Source organism: Streptococcus sp. XMC (assembly GCF_021341835.1).
In the GTDB taxonomy this organism is placed as follows: domain Bacteria; phylum Bacillota; class Bacilli; order Lactobacillales; family Streptococcaceae; genus Streptococcus.
This window is the reverse complement of record NZ_JAJTNQ010000001.1, coordinates 832,204-848,157: the sequence shown is the minus strand read 5'-3', so window position 1 is coordinate 848,157 and position 15,954 is coordinate 832,204. Positions and strand designations below refer to the sequence as shown.

The window sequence follows — 15,954 nt, the reverse complement described above, 5'->3', positions numbered from 1 at the left end:
ATAGTCAGATACAGCTCAAATGGTTCTTCATTAGTCAGGAGTATTATCTTATGGTAAAAATCAAGTTTATAAAGAAAAACAAAAGGATGATGAGTGTTATCGCTTTGGCTCTCCTTTTTGCAATTGGGATTTCTTTGTTTTATGTGAATAAAAAATTAGAGGAAAAGCAACGCAATAGAGAGTATGAAGTCCGCCTTGTAAAGACTTTGAAGAATTCTTACGAGGGTATTGAGGAGATTGAGATTCTAAATCCATCCTATAGCTCCATACCTTCAGACGCATGGGGAGCTGAGGTGAAACTCACATTTGTTGACGGGACTTGCAAGAAACATGAACTGGCTTATGATAAAGATGCGAATAAAATTAATATAGGGGTCTATCATAATGAAGATGAGGAATTTCAGAGCTTTATGGATTCTAGGAGAGGCACGACAAAATCAAGAGTAAGAGTAAGATATTCGGACGGTTCAGAGGAGAAGCAGTGATTAGTGTATAAATGGATGTCAGGGAGCCCTAGTCCAGGTGTCCTATTTGAACCGCGAGAAAGAAGAGAGCTTACAAGACTAGAGCGTCTATATCTTGTCATCACCTTGTAGCATGGAAACAAGGTGACTTTTTTATATAAACATGATAAAATAGGAGTAATGAATACGTAGAAAGGCCTAACATTATGAAAGGTATTATTTTAGCCGGTGGTTCGGGTACTCGTTTGTATCCTTTGACTCGTGCCGCTTCCAAACAGTTGATGCCCATTTACGACAAACCAATGATTTACTACCCATTGTCAACTCTTATGTTGGCAGGGATCAAAGAAATCTTGATTATCTCAACTCCGCAGGATCTTCCTCGTTTTGAAGAGCTTCTTGGAGATGGTTCTGAACTTGGGATTTCCCTCTCTTATGCAGAACAACCAAGCCCAGACGGCTTGGCACAAGCCTTTATCATTGGTGAAGAGTTCATTGGTGACGATCATGTTGCCCTCGTTCTTGGAGATAATATCTTCCATGGAAATGGCTTAACAAAGATGTTGCAACGGGCTGAAGCCAAAGAAAAAGGTGCGACTGTCTTTGGTTACCAAGTCAAAGATCCAGAACGCTTTGGTGTGGTTGAGTTTGATGCGAATATGAACGCCGTTTCTATCGAAGAAAAACCAGAACATCCAAAATCCAACTTTGCGGTAACTGGACTTTACTTCTATGACAATGATGTGGTAGAGATTGCCAAAAACATCAAACCAAGTCCTCGTGGCGAGCTCGAAATCACAGATGTTAACAAGGCTTATTTGGAGCGTGGAGATCTCTCTGTTGAGCTCATGGGCCGTGGCTTTGCCTGGTTGGATACAGGAACTCACGAAAGTCTCTTGCAAGCATCTCAATATATCGAAACTGTTCAACGCTTGCAAAACGTCCAAGTGGCTAACCTTGAGGAAATTGCCTATCGTATGGGCTATATCACTAAAGAGCAAGTCTATGAATTGGCGCAATCGCTGAAGAAAAACGAATACGGACAATATTTGCTCCGTTTGATTGGAGAAGCTTAATGACAGAACAATTTTTCGAGAAAGAATTAGCAGCCCGCAAGATTGAAGCGATTCCAGGTTTGATGGAGTTTGATATTCCAGTTCGTGGGGACAACCGTGGTTGGTTCAAGGAAAACTTCCAAAAAGAGAAGATGCTTCCTATTGGTTTTCCAGAAAGCTTCTTTGCGGAAGGCAAGTTGCAAAATAACATTTCATTCTCTCGTAAGAATGTCTTGCGCGGCTTGCATGCAGAACCTTGGGACAAGTACATCTCTGTAGCAGATGAAGGAAAGGTTCTCGGTACTTGGGTAGACCTTCGTGAAGGTGAGACCTTTGGGAACACCTACCAAACTGTGATTGATGCTTCTAAAGGAATCTTTGTCCCTCGTGGCGTTGCCAATGGATTCCAAGTTTTGACGGATAAAGTGGCTTATACCTACTTAGTCAATGACTACTGGGCATTGGAGCTCAAGCCAAAATATGCATTTGTTAATTACGCAGACCCAAGCCTAGACATCCAATGGGAAAACTTGGAAGAAGCAGAAGTCTCAGAAGCTGACAAGAATCACCCATTGCTCAAAGACGTCAAACCCCTAAAAGCAGAAGATTTGTAAAAACGAACTTTGCGCAGCAGCATCGCGACTGCAAGGAGCGTTATCAGATTGTTCCTGCCCTAGTGAAAACAAGATTCCTTCAGGGAATCTTGTAGGGAAATCCGGAGACTTCGGCTCCGGATTTAGCCATGAAACCGAAGGGTTGCTGGCGTCCCTCACTAGCTAAAGGAACAATCCAAAGAAAGAACTATTTGGAGAAAAAATGACTGAATACAAAAACATCATCGTAACCGGTGGCGCTGGTTTCATCGGTTCAAACTTCGTACACTATGTCTACAACAACCATCCAGATGTACATGTGACTGTCCTTGACAAACTCACTTACGCTGGTAACCGTGCTAACATTGAAGAAATCCTTGGGGATCGTGTTGAATTGGTTGTGGGGGACATTGCTGACGCAGCATTGGTGGACAAATTGGCTGCCAAAGCGGATGCTATTGTTCACTATGCGGCTGAAAGCCACAATGACAATTCCTTGAATGACCCATCACCATTTATCCACACCAACTTCATTGGTACTTACACACTTTTGGAAGCGGCTCGCAAGTACGATATTCGTTTCCACCACGTGTCAACAGACGAAGTGTATGGGGACCTTCCATTGCGTGAAGATCTTCCTGGACATGGAGAGGGTCCTGGTGAAAAATTCACGGCTGAAACCAAATACAACCCATCATCACCTTATTCATCAACTAAGGCTGCTTCAGACCTTATCGTTAAAGCATGGGTGCGTTCATTTGGTGTTAAGGCAACTATTTCAAACTGCTCAAATAACTATGGACCATACCAACACATTGAAAAATTCATCCCACGTCAAATTACCAATATCTTGTCAGGGATTAAACCAAAACTTTATGGTGAAGGGAAGAACGTCCGTGACTGGATCCACACAAACGACCACTCAACTGGTGTTTGGGCTATTCTTACCAAGGGCCGTATCGGTGAAACTTACTTGATTGGTGCTGACGGTGAAAAGAACAACAAGGAAGTGCTTGAGCTCATCCTTGAAACAATGGGTCAACCAAAAGACGCTTACGACCGTGTAACAGACCGCGCTGGTCACGATTTGCGTTACGCCATCGATTCAACAAAATTGCGTGAAGAATTAGGTTGGGAACCACAATTCACAAACTTCGAAGCAGGTTTGGAAGAAACCATCAAGTGGTACACAGACAACCAAGACTGGTGGAAAGCTGAAAAAGAAGCTGTCGAAGCTAACTACGCGAAGACACAAGAAGTAATTAAATAAAAATTAGCCTCTGTCAATCAGGATTTCTGGCCGACAGAGGCTTTTCTAATTTAGAAACAAAAAAGACCAAACGGTCTTTTTTTACTGGTTAGCAGATGATTCGGTATCTGTAGCAGATGGTGTTGTATCTGTAGAAGCTTCACTCGCACTGGTTTCTGCCTGTGATGAATCAGTTTGTTCAGAGCTTGCCTCGGATGCTTGGCTACTGCTAGCACTGGTATCCGTTCCCGTAGCACTTGAATCAGTAGCAGATCCATCCTTTTCATGGACAACGACAACGCTAGTAGAGCTATCTTTTTTCTCCTCTGTCTTAGTCGTTGGTTTCATGATACTGTAAATGGTAAATGAAGTAACGATAATCCCGAGGAGACTAGCAATCGTTGCGACAATCATCTGGAATAAAGAGAGGCTCTGTTTTACTTTTTCGCTTCTAGATGGTCTGTTGCTGTCTTGGTGTTTTTCTTTTCGTGAGTATTGTGACATAATCTGTTTCCTCTTCATTTCAATTTTTGTTCTTTTATATGAACACTTTAGTCATTATACGTTATTTTTATGAAAATGTCTAAAAAGAAATGAAAGAGGTTATTAAAATTTCAAATTGCTTTCAAACTGGACACTTTGTGTTTCGCTTGCTTCAGAGGATGTTGCAAAGTTTGCCTGCCCTTTTTCAGAGACTGAAATCGGCTGGCTTGTTTGACTAGGCTGACTGATGATTTCATGGTTGCTAAAACTAGAGGAATCATTAGGAGTGCTAAACTGACCATTTACCTGGATCTCAATCTTGTTTGGATCCGGGATAGAGTAATCAATCCTTCCCTTGAATTCCTTTGTTTTTGAAATCACTTTTACATCTTTCACGCGGATGATACGACGGAACCAGCCATTGTATTCGACCAAGCATTTGAATTCGATGTGACTATCGGATTCGCCAGGGATTGGTTGGATAAGGCTCATTTCGCGGAGACTGCCCTCATCTTCTCTAAAGTAAGGTGGCTTCTCCAAGGGCTGTTGTAGGTCACACTGTCCTTTACCGTGGCAGGCTAGTTGGGCAGAAGGGAGGGCAAATGGAAGTGGTGGTAGGACAGCGAGCAGTCCTCCGAGAGCAAGGCTTCCAGCTAGGACAATGGAAAGATAAATCGGTCGTTTCATGCTTGTCTCCTTGTAACTTCAATCAGTTTCAGTTCTGGACTTGAGTAGGTCATAAAAAACAACAGGGGATCTTGTAAGCGTTTTACAAAACTCTCCATCTTCATCATAAGCTATTTTGAGATATTTACAAGTTTTCTGTCTGAAACTAGGAACAAAATGAAGCCTGCCAAATCCTTGTCCCTCTACCCTAGAAATGTTACAATAAGATGATTGAAAATTGACTAGGAGAGAGTGGAAGATGATTTACTTTGATAATTCAGCAACAAGCAAACCTTATCCAGAAGCCTTGGCTACCTACACGGAAGTCGCAAGCAAAATTTGGGGCAATCCATCTAGCTTGCACAACCTGGGAAGTCAAGCGACTCGGATTTTGGAGGCATCTCGTAAGCAAATAGCTTCCCTCCTAGGCAAGAAAGCAGAAGAAATCTATTTCACCTCAGGTGGAACAGAAGGGGACAACTGGGCGATCAAGGGAGTTGCTTTTGAAAAAGCTCCTTATGGAAAGCATATCATTGTCTCAGCTATTGAGCATCCGGCTGTGAAGGAATCAGCCCTTTGGCTACAAGATCAAGGATTTGAGGTGGATTTTGCTCCAGTTGATGCGCGTGGCTTTGTGCAAGTAGAAGAGTTGGAAAAACTCTTGCGTCCGGATACGACTCTCGTCTCGATCATGGCAGTGAATAACGAAGTGGGTTCTATCCAGCCTATTCAAGCCATTGCAGACCTATTGGTGGATCGTCCGACTATCACCTTCCACGTCGATGGGGTTCAGGCGCTAGCTAAGATTGCCACCTCTCTCTACCTACCAGAACGGGTGGATTTAGCGACCTTCTCCAGTCACAAGTTCCATGGACTTCGTGGGGTTGGCTTTCTCTACCTCAAAGAAGGCAAAAAAATCAGCCCTCTCTTAACCGGTGGAGGACAAGAAAAGGACCTTCGATCGACGACTGAGAACTTAGCTGGGATTGCAGCAACTGCCAAGGCCTTGCGCTTGGCGATGGAGCGTCAAGAGGAATTTGAACGCAAATGCCATCAGTTGAAGGAAGTCATTCGTGAGGAACTAGCCCATTACCCAGATGTGACTGTCTTCTCAGGAGATGAGGGCTTTGCACCCCATATCTTAACTTTCGGTATCAAGGGAGTACGAGGAGAAGTCATCGTTCACGCTTTTGAAGAGTATGAGATTTACATATCGACAACCTCTGCCTGCTCTTCCAAGGCTGGTAAACCTGCTGGAACCTTGATCGCCATGGGAGTAGACAAGGCTCTGGCGCAAACAGCTGTCCGTCTCAGTCTAGATCTCGAAAATGATATGAGTCAAGTCGAGCAATTTTTGACCAAGTTTAAACTGATCTATGAAAAGACGCGAAAGGTGCGTTAAGGAAAAGAAAAGGAAGTAAGTATGCCATTAACTTATTCAGAAATTATGATCCGCTACGGGGAGCTTTCTACTAAAGGAAAGAACCGGATGCGCTTCATCAATAAATTGCGCAATAATATCTCAGATGTTTTGTCCATTTACCCAGCTGTCAAAGTGACAGCCGATCGGGACCGGGCTCATGCTTATCTAAATGGAACGGATTACGAACCAGTGGCTGAATCTCTTAAACAGGTCTTCGGGATTCAAAACTTTTCACCAGTCTACAAGATTGAAAAATCTGTCCCAGCCTTGATTTCAGCCGTTCAAGAAATCATGCAGGAAATCTACCAGGAAGGGATGACCTTCAAGATTTCCAGCAGACGGAGTGATCACTCTTTTGAACTCGATAGCCGCGAACTCAATCAAACCTTGGGTGGAGCTGTCTTTGAAGCGATTCCAAGTATCCAAGCACAGATGAAAAAACCGGATATCAACCTCCAAGTAGAGATCCGGGAAGAAGCAGCCTATATCTCTTACGAAACTATTAAGGGAGCAGGTGGTCTGCCGGTTGGAACGTCTGGTAAAGGGATGCTCATGCTATCTGGTGGGATTGACTCACCGGTAGCTGGTTACCTAGCCTTGAAGCGTGGTGTGGACATCGAAGCGGTCCATTTTGCTAGCCCACCTTATACCAGTCCTGGTGCGCTGAAAAAAGCCCACGATTTAACTCGTAAATTGACCAAGTTTGGGGGCAATATCCAATTTATCGAAGTACCTTTTACTGAGATTCAAGAAGAGATTAAAGCCAAGGCACCAGAAGCCTATCTCATGACTTTGACCCGTCGCTTTATGATGCGCATTACAGATCGCATCCGTCAAATCCGTGGTGGCTTGGTCATCATTAATGGGGAAAGTCTTGGTCAGGTTGCCAGCCAAACACTAGAGAGCATGCAGGCTATCAATGCCGTGACCAATACGCCCGTCATCCGTCCAGTGGTGACCATGGACAAGTTGGAGATTATCGATATCGCCCAGGCCATCGATACCTTTGAAATCTCTATCCAGCCTTTCGAAGATTGCTGTACCATCTTTGCGCCTGACCGTCCAAAGACCAATCCAAAACTAAAAAATGCAGAGCAGTATGAGCAACGTATGGATGTGGAAGCTTTAGTTGAGCGTGCGGTAGCAGGCATCATGATTACTGAGATCAGACCACAAGCAGAGACTGATGAAGTTGACGAGCTGATTGAAGGGCTGTTGTAGGAGTTCAGAAGTAGCTTTTTACTGAAAGAATCTGGAATTGTATCCATTAATGCTGAAGATAAGAGGGGGTATTTATGAACGAATGGGATTCCTTTTTGAGTGGGCTCATGGGAGCATTGTCTTGGAAAGATGGACAAGATAATGCTTTGCTGTTTGGAATGCCCAGTTGGACTTATTTACTTGGTCTCTTAGTTCATTTTCAGATTTTCCTGAGCTTGTATGCTCTCTTATTTTGGGGATTTCATTTAAGTATTAAGGAAGCTGGCTCTGTCAAGAGGGCCATGAGAAATAAATGGGAAATCATACGTCAAAGCCATAAAAGTAAGGGCAGAGCTATTTTTGCTACAATAATTGGCTCTCTTCTTATATTTATTATCTTTCCTGCTTATGAAGGATATCGTGTGACCAATGGTGTTTGGCGCTACAATTATTTTACTAATCAGACAACCGAGCTAAAAACGGCTTTAGTTACTGGTTTTGATACGGAGACAGGAGGAAGCAAGTCTACCTATTCTCGAATTACCTTCACTATTACGGTTGATGGGAAAGAGCGAAAGGTCAATGTTTCAGATAGTAATAAAAGTCTTGCCAGATCAGCTAAAAAACATTTGAAGCCTCCGATAGCTATTGAGGTTCATGTCAATCAAGAAGGGCAGATTGTATATTTGAAATAAATGGAAGTAAAGAATGAGGCTATTTACTTGAAAATCCGTTTTCATTAAATGAAATCACTTGCCAAAGGTTAGTAGAAGTGATATACTTAGAGAGTTGACTATGCACATGCCTGTGCAACCGCTCGATCATCGTTGCTCATCCTTTGAGCTTAAGTGGTTCGTCCCACGATGCTAGGCGAGTCTTCACAAAATACGGGGAAACCCAAAAATACATAGGAGGTGCATAATGAGCACATACGCAATCATTAAAACTGGCGGAAAACAAGTTAAAGTTGAAGTTGGTCAAGCAGTCTACGTTGAAAAATTGAACGTTGAAGCTGGTCAAGAAGTTACATTTAACGAAGTTGTTCTTGTTGGTGGTGAAAACACTGTTGTCGGAACTCCACTTGTTTCAGGAGCTACTGTTGTTGGAACTGTTGAAAAACAAGGAAAACAAAAGAAAGTTGTTACTTACAAGTACAAACCTAAAAAAGGTAGCCACCGTAAACAAGGTCACCGTCAACCTTACACTAAAGTTGTCATCAACGCAATCAACGCTTAATTTTTAGGAGAACACATGATACAAGCAGTCTTTGAACGAGCCGAAGATGGCGAGCTGAGGAGTGCAGAAATTACTGGTCACGCCGAAAGTGGCGAATACGGCTTAGATGTCGTGTGTGCATCGGTTTCTACGCTTGCCATTAACTTTGTCAACTCAGTTGAGAAATTTGCAGGCTATGAACCGGAACTAGAATTAAACGAAGAAGAGGGTGGCTTCATGCGGGTCACAATCCCGACAGACATTCCACCTCATCAAAGAGAAATGACCCAACTATTCTTTGAATCATTTTTCTTAGGGATGGCAAACTTATCGGAGAACTCATCCGAGTTCGTCCAAACAAGAGTTATCACAGAAAACTAACTGGAGGAAAACAATTATGTTGAAATTGAATCTTGCTAACTTGCAACTTTTCGCCCACAAAAAAGGTGGAGGTTCTACATCAAACGGACGTGATTCACAAGCTAAACGTCTTGGAGCTAAAGCAGCTGATGGACAAACTGTAACAGGTGGATCTATCCTTTACCGTCAACGCGGTACTCACATCTACCCAGGTGTGAACGTTGGACGTGGTGGAGACGATACTTTGTTCGCTAAAGTTGAAGGCGTAGTACGCTTCGAACGCAAAGGTCGCGATAAGAAACAAGTTTCTGTTTACCCAATCGCAAAATAATTGCTTTAAATAGCATAAAATAAGGCTTTCCTATATATTCGGAGAGCCTGTTTTTTGTTTTGATACCCACGGTGATACCCATATTCTAAAAACCAATGTAGGAAGGAAATTTATCAGCAACTTCATTTTTGGCTTTTTGGGTAACGTGGGTGTATATGTCCATCGTTGTCTGTATATTTCCATGGCCTAGTCGTTCTTGGACCTCTTTGATAGCAAACAGTAGTGAGCAATGTGTATATCTGAATCCGTGAGGAGTGATACGCTTGAAATTAGGGTACCTTCTCCAAACTCTATTCAGCAAGTTATTGACATGCACAATACTTTTAGGACTACCTGATTCATTTAAATAATAAGCCTTTTGTACGGTATTTGTAACAATCTTTTAAAATTTCAATAGTTTTTGGAGTTTTGGAAATGATATTATTTTTTACTATGACTGAAAAAATTATTCGGGGATGAGGCTATCGTAGATCTCGTAATAAAGCCATGGTCGATTGTCTAATAGCTGTTGCAGGAGAGTCGCTATTGTTGCTCTCGTTTACTGTGTAGAGCATTGCAGATGCCAAGGTAGCATCAAGTACAAACTTATCTGTATATTTGTTTTTCCTGCTATCAGAGTAGGTAATTGTTAGTGTGATTCGACCTTTATAACCTTCTTGTATTGATGATGTAAATTTTTGTCCTGGAGCAATCATATTTCCGATGAGTGAGCCGAAGCGGTGTATAGAATTCAATGAATCCAATTCTCCATCTATCTGAATATTATCGATATATGCTGGTGTTTGGCCAAAGTTTTTAAAAACATAGGTACGTTGTTGATTTTTAACTGCATAGGCATCTACATAAACATTAATATAAGGCTTTGCCATATCCTCTGTAGCTTTCTTTGTTTGCCAGAGTGAAATGGTATTAAATATAAAACCGATTACAGCAATAATCACAGTTACATATAGTGTCCATATTTGGACATTTTCATTAGTAATTGGCGACATGAGATTCACCTCCTTTCTGCTTTTATTATAGCAAAAAGGAGAGAGAAATAGAGGGGAGAGAATATGAGTCAACAACCTCAAAAATGGATTCAGCTTGTTAATGATAAATTGAGTCTAGGAGGAATGACACAAACATATTTTGCCCTTGCTTTCTGAGTTCATAAATTTTAAGATTATTATTGTACGTTAATTTAACAAAAATAACACTCAGAAAAGTTAGATTTTTTCTGTCTAACTTTTGGGGTGCAGTTCAGATACCCCAACTTTTTTCATCCTCTAGATTATGGTATAATGGAGTGATATTGTTAGAAGGAAGAAGACATGAATATTCAACAATTACGCTATGTTGTCGCGATTGCCAATAGTGGTACTTTTCGTGAAGCAGCTGAAAAAATGTACGTCAGTCAGCCGAGTCTGTCCATCTCTGTGAGAGACTTGGAGAAGGAACTGGGCTTTAAGATTTTCCGTCGGACTAGTTCAGGGACTTTCTTGACCCGCCGCGGGATGGAATTTTATGAAAAGGCCCAAGAATTGGTCAAGGGCTTTGATGTTTTTCAAAACCAGTATGCCAATCCTGAGGAAGAAAAGAAGGAATTCTCGATCTCGAGTCAGCACTATGATTTCCTTCCCCCTTTGATTACCCAATTCTCAGTCCTTTATCCGGAGAACAAAGACTTCCGGATCTTTGAGTCGACCACGGTTCAAATCCTAGATGAAGTGGCTCAGGGTCATAGTGAACTGGGGATTATCTACCTCAATAAGCAAAATACAAAAGGGATCATGCAACGGGTGGATAAACTGGGCTTGGAAGTCGTTGACCTGATTCCATTCCAGACTCATATCTATCTGCGCAAGGGTCATCCATTAGCCAAGAAAGAATCCTTAGTGATGGAGGACTTGGCACACCTACCGACTGTTCGCTTTACCCAGGAAAAGGATGAGTACCTCTACTATTCGGAGAACTTCGTCGATACGAGTAGCAGTTCCCAGCTCTTCAATGTGACGGACCGGGCAACTTTGAATGGGATCTTAGAGCGGACCGATGCTTATGCGACCGGTTCTGGCTTCTTGGATAGCCAGTCAGTGAATGGCATTACCGTTATCCCTTTGATCGATGATCTGAATAATAAAATGGTCTATGTCAAACGGGAAGAGGTAGATCTCTCGCCAGTGGCTGAGAAGTTTGTACAAGTTATGGAAGCCTACTTTGATGAGAAGAGGTAGGTAATGAAGAGAAAAGTAAGTATTTTTATTAGTATCCTCCTCTTGATTCTTCTGGATCAAGCGGTGAAGGGATATGTCGTCAAGGAGATCCCGCTAGGGGGTATGCGTCGCTTCATTCCCAAAGTGGTCAGTCTGACCTATCTCAAGAACTCTGGAGCAGCCTTCTCCATGTTGGAAAACCAACAGTGGTTCTTTACCATCATTACCCTGATTGCGATGGGAGCAGCCTTTGTCTATCTCTATCGTCATATCGAAGGTTCCATTTGGCTCTTGTTGGGATTGACCTTGATTATTTCTGGTGGTATTGGTAACTTTATTGACCGGCTCCGTCAGGGCTTTGTCGTCGATATGTTCCACTTGGATTTTATGAATTTTGCCATCTTCAATGTAGCGGATATCTATTTAACCATCGGGGTGGGACTGCTACTGATTTATCTATTGAGAGAGGAGAGCCATGGAAGTTAGAGTAGAAGTCGCTGGAGCGCGACTGGATAAGGCCGTCTCAGAGTTGACTGAACTCTCACGTGGCTTGGCCAATGAGCAGATCAAGGAAGGAAAGATCCTCGTCAATGGTCAAGTCAAAAAGGCCAAATATACCGTAAAAGAAGGGGATGTTATCAGCTATGAAGTCCCTCAAGTGGAAGAAGTGACCTACGAGGCAGAAGATATTCCCTTAGAGATTGTCTATCAAGATGCGGATGTCGCAGTGGTCAACAAGCCCCAGGGCATGGTGGTCCATCCGAGTGCCGGTCATACCAGTGGGACCCTGGTCAATGCCCTTATGTATCACATCAAGGACTTGTCAGGGATCAATGGTGAGCTTCGTCCGGGGATCGTCCATCGGATTGACAAGGACACCTCTGGCCTTCTCATGGTGGCCAAGAATGATGTGGCCCATGTAGCCTTGGCAGATGAGCTCAAGGCTAAGAAGTCCCTGCGCAAGTATTGGGCTATTGTCCACGGCAATCTTCCTAACGATCGGGGTGTTATTGAGGCGCCGATTGGGCGGAGTGACAAGGACCGTAAGAAGCAGGCTGTGACAGCCAAAGGAAAACCAGCTCTGACCCGTTTCCATGTCTTGGAGCGTTTCGGGGATTATAGCTTGGTCGAGTTGCAATTGGAGACAGGCCGGACCCACCAGATTCGGGTTCACATGGCCTACATTGGCCATCCAGTCGCTGGTGATGAAGTCTATGGCCCTCGCAAGACCTTGAAAGGCCATGGCCAGTTCCTCCATGCTAAGACACTGGGCTTTACCCATCCTCGGACGGGAGAGGTCATGGAGTTTTCAGTAGAGGTTCCGGAGATTTTTCAAAAAACCTTGGAGCAGCTTCGTCAAGGATAAGCATTCAATCATCAAAACGAGTTTACCTCTTGTGGGTCAAACTCGTTTTTTTGTGGACAAATGGGGGTTTCCCCTGGTCCGCTCTTAGTATTTTTTAAGGCTTTCATGGTATAATGTTACAATCGAATACTCTGGAGAATGAATGGATGAAGAATAAGAGAATTGTGTTTAAAGTGGGAACCTCTTCCCTAACCAATCAAGATGGAAGCTTGTCTCGGAGCAAGGTCAAGGCCATCACCCAGCAACTAGCTCTCTTACATGAGCAAGGGCATGAATTGATTTTGGTCTCTTCGGGGGCGATTGCGGCTGGTTTTGGTGCGCTTGGCTTTAAAAAACGCCCGACCAAAATCGCAGACAAGCAGGCTTCTGCAGCAGTTGGCCAAGGGTTGCTGTTAGAAGAATATACCTCTAATCTACTGGTACGCGACATCGTATCTGCCCAGGTCCTCTTGACCCAGGATGACTTTGTTGACCAACGCCGCTATAAAAATGCCCACCAGGCTCTCTCTGTCCTCTTGCAAAGAGGGGCCATTCCGATCATCAATGAGAACGATACAGTTTCGATTGAAGAACTAAAGGTCGGAGACAACGATACCCTAAGTGCCCAAGTGGCGGCTATGGTCCAGGCAGATCTCTTGGTCTTGCTGACGGATGTGGATGGTCTCTATACAGGACATCCCCAAAAGGATCCGACTGCCAAGCGTTTGGAACGGATCGATTCGATCAGCAAGGACATTATCGAGATGGCCGGTGGAGCAGGCTCAAGTAATGGGACAGGTGGCATGCTGACAAAAATCAAAGCAGCCACCATTGCCACCGAGTCAGGAGTTCCTGTTTACATTTGCTCGTCCTTGAAGGAAGACGCTCTTCTAGCAGCAGCAGAGAAGACTCAGGATGGTAGCTATTTTACAGCTCAGGACAAGTTTTTGCGCAATCAGAAACAGTGGCTGGCCTTCTATGCCCCTAGCCAAGGGTCTGTATGGCTGGACCAAGGGGCGGTTAAGGCTGTCAAAGAAGAGGGCAAGAGTATCCTTGTGTCTGGTGTGGTAAAGGTTGAGGGAGCTTTCTCTTTCTTCGATATTATCACGGTTCATGATGGAGAGACTGGACAGGTCATTGGGAAAGGGCGTACCCGCTTAGGGGCTGCGGCCATTAAGGATTTGCTCCATGGTCAAAAGCCAAAGGGTATTGTCATTCACCGGGATGATTGGATTACCATCACACCTGAGGTAGAACTCTTATTTACAGAATTTTAAAGGAGGGATTAGATGGAGACGATTGACCAGCTTCGCCTGGCTAAACAGGCCAAAAAAAGTATTAATACTGCAACAAGTGATGAGAAAAATAAAGCCTTAAGAGCGATGGCCGACGCCTTGGTTGACGCAACAGCTGATATTTTGGCTGCTAATCAATTGGATATGGAAGCAGCTCAGGGCCGGATTTCGGAGGTAATGCTGGATCGCCTGCTCTTGACAGAAGAGCGCATTCAAGCCATGGCCGATGGGATTCTCCAAGTGGCTGCCCTACCCGATCCAGTCGGAGAACTCTTGGAGGAGCGGACCCTGGAGAACGGTTTGGTCATTCAGAAGAAACGAGTGGCCATGGGGGTTATTGGGATTATCTATGAAAGTCGTCCAAACGTGACCTCTGATGCAGCAGCCTTGGCCCTGAAAAGCGGGAGTGCTGTTGTTCTGCGCAGTGGCAAGGATGCCTATCAGACAGCCCATGCCATCGTTAGCGCCTTAAAAACAGGTTTGCAAGCAACCACCATTGATCCTGCTGTCCTCCAGTTGGTCGAAGATACCAGTCGGGAGAGCAGTCTGGTCATGATGAAGGCCAAGGGAGATCTAGACCTTCTCATTCCACGTGGGGGAGCTGGCTTGATCCAGGCAGTTGTAGAGCAAGCAATTGTCCCTGTGATTGAGACAGGAACAGGGATTGTCCACGTCTATGTCGATCAAGCGGCAGATTTAGACAAGGCTCTCAATATCATCCAGAATGCCAAGACCAGCCGACCATCCGTCTGTAATGCCATGGAAGTTCTCTTGGTGCATGAAGCTATTGCTGATGACTTTCTGCCACTAGTGAAGAAAGTCTTGGTAGAAGAGGCTCCGGTGCCAGTGGAACTGCGCTTGGATGCTCAGGCTCAACAAATCATTGCTGGGACACCAGCTTCTGAGACTGACTTTGATACGGAATTCTTGGATTATGTCATGGCTGTCAAGGTGGTTCCTTCTGTAGAAGAAGCGATTGCTCATATTGAAGCCCACAGTACCCATCATTCAGATGCCATTGTTTCTGAAGATCCAAGAGCTATTGAAGTCTTCAGCAACCAGGTGGACTCGGCAGCCGTTTATGTCAATGCCTCGACCCGCTTCACAGATGGCGGAGAGTTTGGCCTAGGCTGTGAGATGGGGATCTCGACCCAGAAGCTGCATGCGCGTGGTCCTATGGGATTGCGTGAGCTGACCAGCTATAAGTATCTGGTCACTGGAAATGGTCAAGTGAGGTAAGAGATGAAAGTAGCATTTATCGGACTTGGAAACATAGGCGCTAGTCTGGCCAAAGCAGTCGCAAAAGAAGTGGCTGCCACAGATTTACTTTTGGTCAATCGTTCCCCTCAAAAGGTGGAAGAATTCATCAGCAAGTATGGCGGCACAGCGTCTCATGTTCAACAGGCCTTTGAAGAGGCAGAGGTTATCTTCTTAGGCGTCAAACCCTACCAGATCTGCCCTTTACTAGAAGAGTACCAGGACATCTTGGGCCAACGTTCCAATCTCTTGTTGGTTTCCATGGCAGCAGGTCTGGATCTAGAGCAAATGGCAAGTGTGGTTAAAAATGATCGGGTGGGGCTCATTCGTATCATGCCCAATACGCCCGTAGCCATTGGTCAAGGTGTCATCAGTCTGGCCCGCTCCCAAGTAGTGACAGACCAGCAAGTAGCCCAAGTCAACCAGCTCTTAACAGGAGCAGGGGCCCTCTACGAAATCGAGGAAACATTAATGGATCCTGCAACGGCTGTCGCAGGCTGTGGTCCAGCCTTTGTCTATCAGATGATCGAAGCCATGGCAGATGCAGGAGTAAGCTTAGGGCTTACTCGAGAGCAAGCCTTGCAGATGGCTGCACAGACCTTCCAAGGCGCTAGTCAAATGGTCCTAGAGACAGGCGAGCACCCAGCCCGCTTGCGAGATGCAGTTTGTAGCCCAGGTGGCTCTACTATCGCAGGAGTCAATCGTCTGGAACAAGTTGGCTTACGGGGCGACATTATTGCAGGAGTGGAAGCAGCCTACAAACGTACCCAGGAAATGGGACAAGAGGCAGCGAAGAAATAGAAAAAAGATTGGTTTTTGGCCA

The 15,954-nt window shown here is 44.4% G+C and carries 20 protein-coding genes and 1 other annotated feature; of the genes, 16 read left to right on the top strand and 4 right to left on the bottom strand.

Annotated elements, in window-relative coordinates:
• Positions 1-50 precede the first annotated feature (50 nt).
• The 4 genes from LXO72_RS04000 to rfbB all read left to right on the top strand — a co-directional run bounded on the left by LXO72_RS04000 (position 51) and on the right by rfbB (position 3,382).
• Positions 51-485, top strand: a complete 435-nt coding sequence (locus LXO72_RS04000; RefSeq protein ID WP_233331589.1) for a hypothetical protein — start codon at positions 51-53, stop codon at positions 483-485.
• Between the two features lie 185 nt (positions 486-670).
• Entirely contained in the window at positions 671-1,540 is an 870-nt protein-coding gene (gene rfbA / locus LXO72_RS03995; protein WP_233331588.1) for a glucose-1-phosphate thymidylyltransferase RfbA, read from the top strand.
• Positions 1,540-2,133: a dTDP-4-dehydrorhamnose 3,5-epimerase family protein gene (locus tag LXO72_RS03990; protein WP_233331587.1), complete on the top strand. Its 594-nt coding sequence runs from the start codon at positions 1,540-1,542 to the stop codon at positions 2,131-2,133. Before rfbA ends, LXO72_RS03990 begins: the two co-directional genes overlap by 1 nt.
• A gap of 202 nt (positions 2,134-2,335) precedes the next feature.
• Positions 2,336-3,382 carry a dTDP-glucose 4,6-dehydratase gene (gene rfbB / locus LXO72_RS03985; RefSeq protein ID WP_233331586.1) on the top strand — a complete coding sequence of 349 codons (1,047 nt, stop codon included), beginning with the start codon at positions 2,336-2,338 and terminating at the stop codon, positions 3,380-3,382.
• 81 nt (positions 3,383-3,463) lie between these two features.
• Here rfbB and LXO72_RS03980 read toward each other — a convergent pair whose 3' ends face one another.
• On the bottom strand, positions 3,464-3,865 hold the full coding sequence (locus LXO72_RS03980; RefSeq protein WP_233331585.1) for a DUF6556 family protein: 402 nt from the start codon (positions 3,863-3,865) through the stop codon (positions 3,464-3,466).
• Positions 3,866-3,967: 102 nt separating this feature from the next.
• Positions 3,968-4,531, bottom strand: a complete 564-nt coding sequence (locus LXO72_RS03975) for a hypothetical protein (protein ID WP_233331584.1) — start codon at positions 4,529-4,531, stop codon at positions 3,968-3,970.
• A gap of 238 nt (positions 4,532-4,769) precedes the next feature.
• Between LXO72_RS03975 and LXO72_RS03970 the strand changes: the two genes are divergently transcribed.
• The 6 genes from LXO72_RS03970 (at position 4,770) to rpmA (ending at position 9,039) form a co-directional block, all read left to right on the top strand.
• On the top strand, positions 4,770-5,912 hold the full coding sequence (locus tag LXO72_RS03970) for a cysteine desulfurase family protein (RefSeq protein WP_233331583.1): 1,143 nt from the start codon (positions 4,770-4,772) through the stop codon (positions 5,910-5,912).
• A gap of 21 nt (positions 5,913-5,933) precedes the next feature.
• Positions 5,934-7,154, top strand: coding sequence for a tRNA uracil 4-sulfurtransferase ThiI (gene thiI / locus LXO72_RS03965; protein ID WP_233331582.1), 1,221 nt, complete (start codon positions 5,934-5,936; stop codon positions 7,152-7,154).
• 74 nt (positions 7,155-7,228) lie between these two features.
• A complete protein-coding gene (locus tag LXO72_RS03960; RefSeq protein WP_233331581.1) occupies positions 7,229-7,828 on the top strand; it encodes a hypothetical protein in 600 nt (199 codons plus the stop codon).
• A gap of 106 nt (positions 7,829-7,934) precedes the next feature.
• Positions 7,935-8,021, top strand: a sequence feature (ribosomal protein L21 leader region).
• A 33-nt stretch (positions 8,022-8,054) separates the two neighbouring features.
• Positions 8,055-8,369 (top strand): 50S ribosomal protein L21, encoded by a 315-nt coding sequence (gene rplU / locus LXO72_RS03955; protein ID WP_003007734.1) that lies wholly within the window; start codon positions 8,055-8,057, stop codon positions 8,367-8,369.
• Between the two features lie 15 nt (positions 8,370-8,384).
• Positions 8,385-8,729, top strand: a complete 345-nt coding sequence (locus tag LXO72_RS03950; protein ID WP_006596492.1) for a ribosomal-processing cysteine protease Prp — start codon at positions 8,385-8,387, stop codon at positions 8,727-8,729.
• Between the two features lie 16 nt (positions 8,730-8,745).
• On the top strand, positions 8,746-9,039 hold the full coding sequence (gene rpmA / locus LXO72_RS03945) for a 50S ribosomal protein L27 (RefSeq protein ID WP_003002805.1): 294 nt from the start codon (positions 8,746-8,748) through the stop codon (positions 9,037-9,039).
• An 85-nt stretch (positions 9,040-9,124) separates the two neighbouring features.
• Here rpmA and LXO72_RS03940 read toward each other — a convergent pair whose 3' ends face one another.
• Positions 9,125-9,355 carry a tyrosine-type recombinase/integrase gene (locus tag LXO72_RS03940; protein ID WP_442805152.1) on the bottom strand — a complete coding sequence of 77 codons (231 nt, stop codon included), beginning with the start codon at positions 9,353-9,355 and terminating at the stop codon, positions 9,125-9,127.
• Positions 9,356-9,500: 145 nt separating this feature from the next.
• Entirely contained in the window at positions 9,501-10,031 is a 531-nt protein-coding gene (locus LXO72_RS03935; protein ID WP_233331580.1) for a hypothetical protein, read from the bottom strand.
• Between the two features lie 321 nt (positions 10,032-10,352).
• On the opposite strand from LXO72_RS03935, the gene LXO72_RS03930 reads away from it, so the two are divergent.
• The 6 genes from LXO72_RS03930 to proC all read left to right on the top strand — a co-directional run bounded on the left by LXO72_RS03930 (position 10,353) and on the right by proC (position 15,932).
• Positions 10,353-11,255 carry a LysR family transcriptional regulator gene (locus LXO72_RS03930; protein ID WP_048690250.1) on the top strand — a complete coding sequence of 301 codons (903 nt, stop codon included), beginning with the start codon at positions 10,353-10,355 and terminating at the stop codon, positions 11,253-11,255.
• A gap of 3 nt (positions 11,256-11,258) precedes the next feature.
• Entirely contained in the window at positions 11,259-11,720 is a 462-nt protein-coding gene (gene lspA / locus LXO72_RS03925; RefSeq protein ID WP_233331579.1) for a signal peptidase II, read from the top strand.
• The gene (locus LXO72_RS03920; RefSeq protein ID WP_154858308.1) at positions 11,710-12,600 is read left to right on the top strand and encodes an RluA family pseudouridine synthase; all 891 of its coding nucleotides are present in this window, start codon (positions 11,710-11,712) and stop codon (positions 12,598-12,600) included. Before lspA ends, LXO72_RS03920 begins: the two co-directional genes overlap by 11 nt.
• 146 nt (positions 12,601-12,746) lie before the next feature.
• Positions 12,747-13,856, top strand: coding sequence for a glutamate 5-kinase (gene proB / locus LXO72_RS03915; protein WP_154858306.1), 1,110 nt, complete (start codon positions 12,747-12,749; stop codon positions 13,854-13,856).
• A 12-nt stretch (positions 13,857-13,868) separates the two neighbouring features.
• A complete protein-coding gene (locus tag LXO72_RS03910; RefSeq protein ID WP_154858304.1) occupies positions 13,869-15,113 on the top strand; it encodes a glutamate-5-semialdehyde dehydrogenase in 1,245 nt (414 codons plus the stop codon).
• Between the two features lie 3 nt (positions 15,114-15,116).
• The gene (proC, locus tag LXO72_RS03905; RefSeq protein ID WP_154858302.1) at positions 15,117-15,932 is read left to right on the top strand and encodes a pyrroline-5-carboxylate reductase; all 816 of its coding nucleotides are present in this window, start codon (positions 15,117-15,119) and stop codon (positions 15,930-15,932) included.
• Positions 15,933-15,954: the final 22 nt, after the last annotated feature.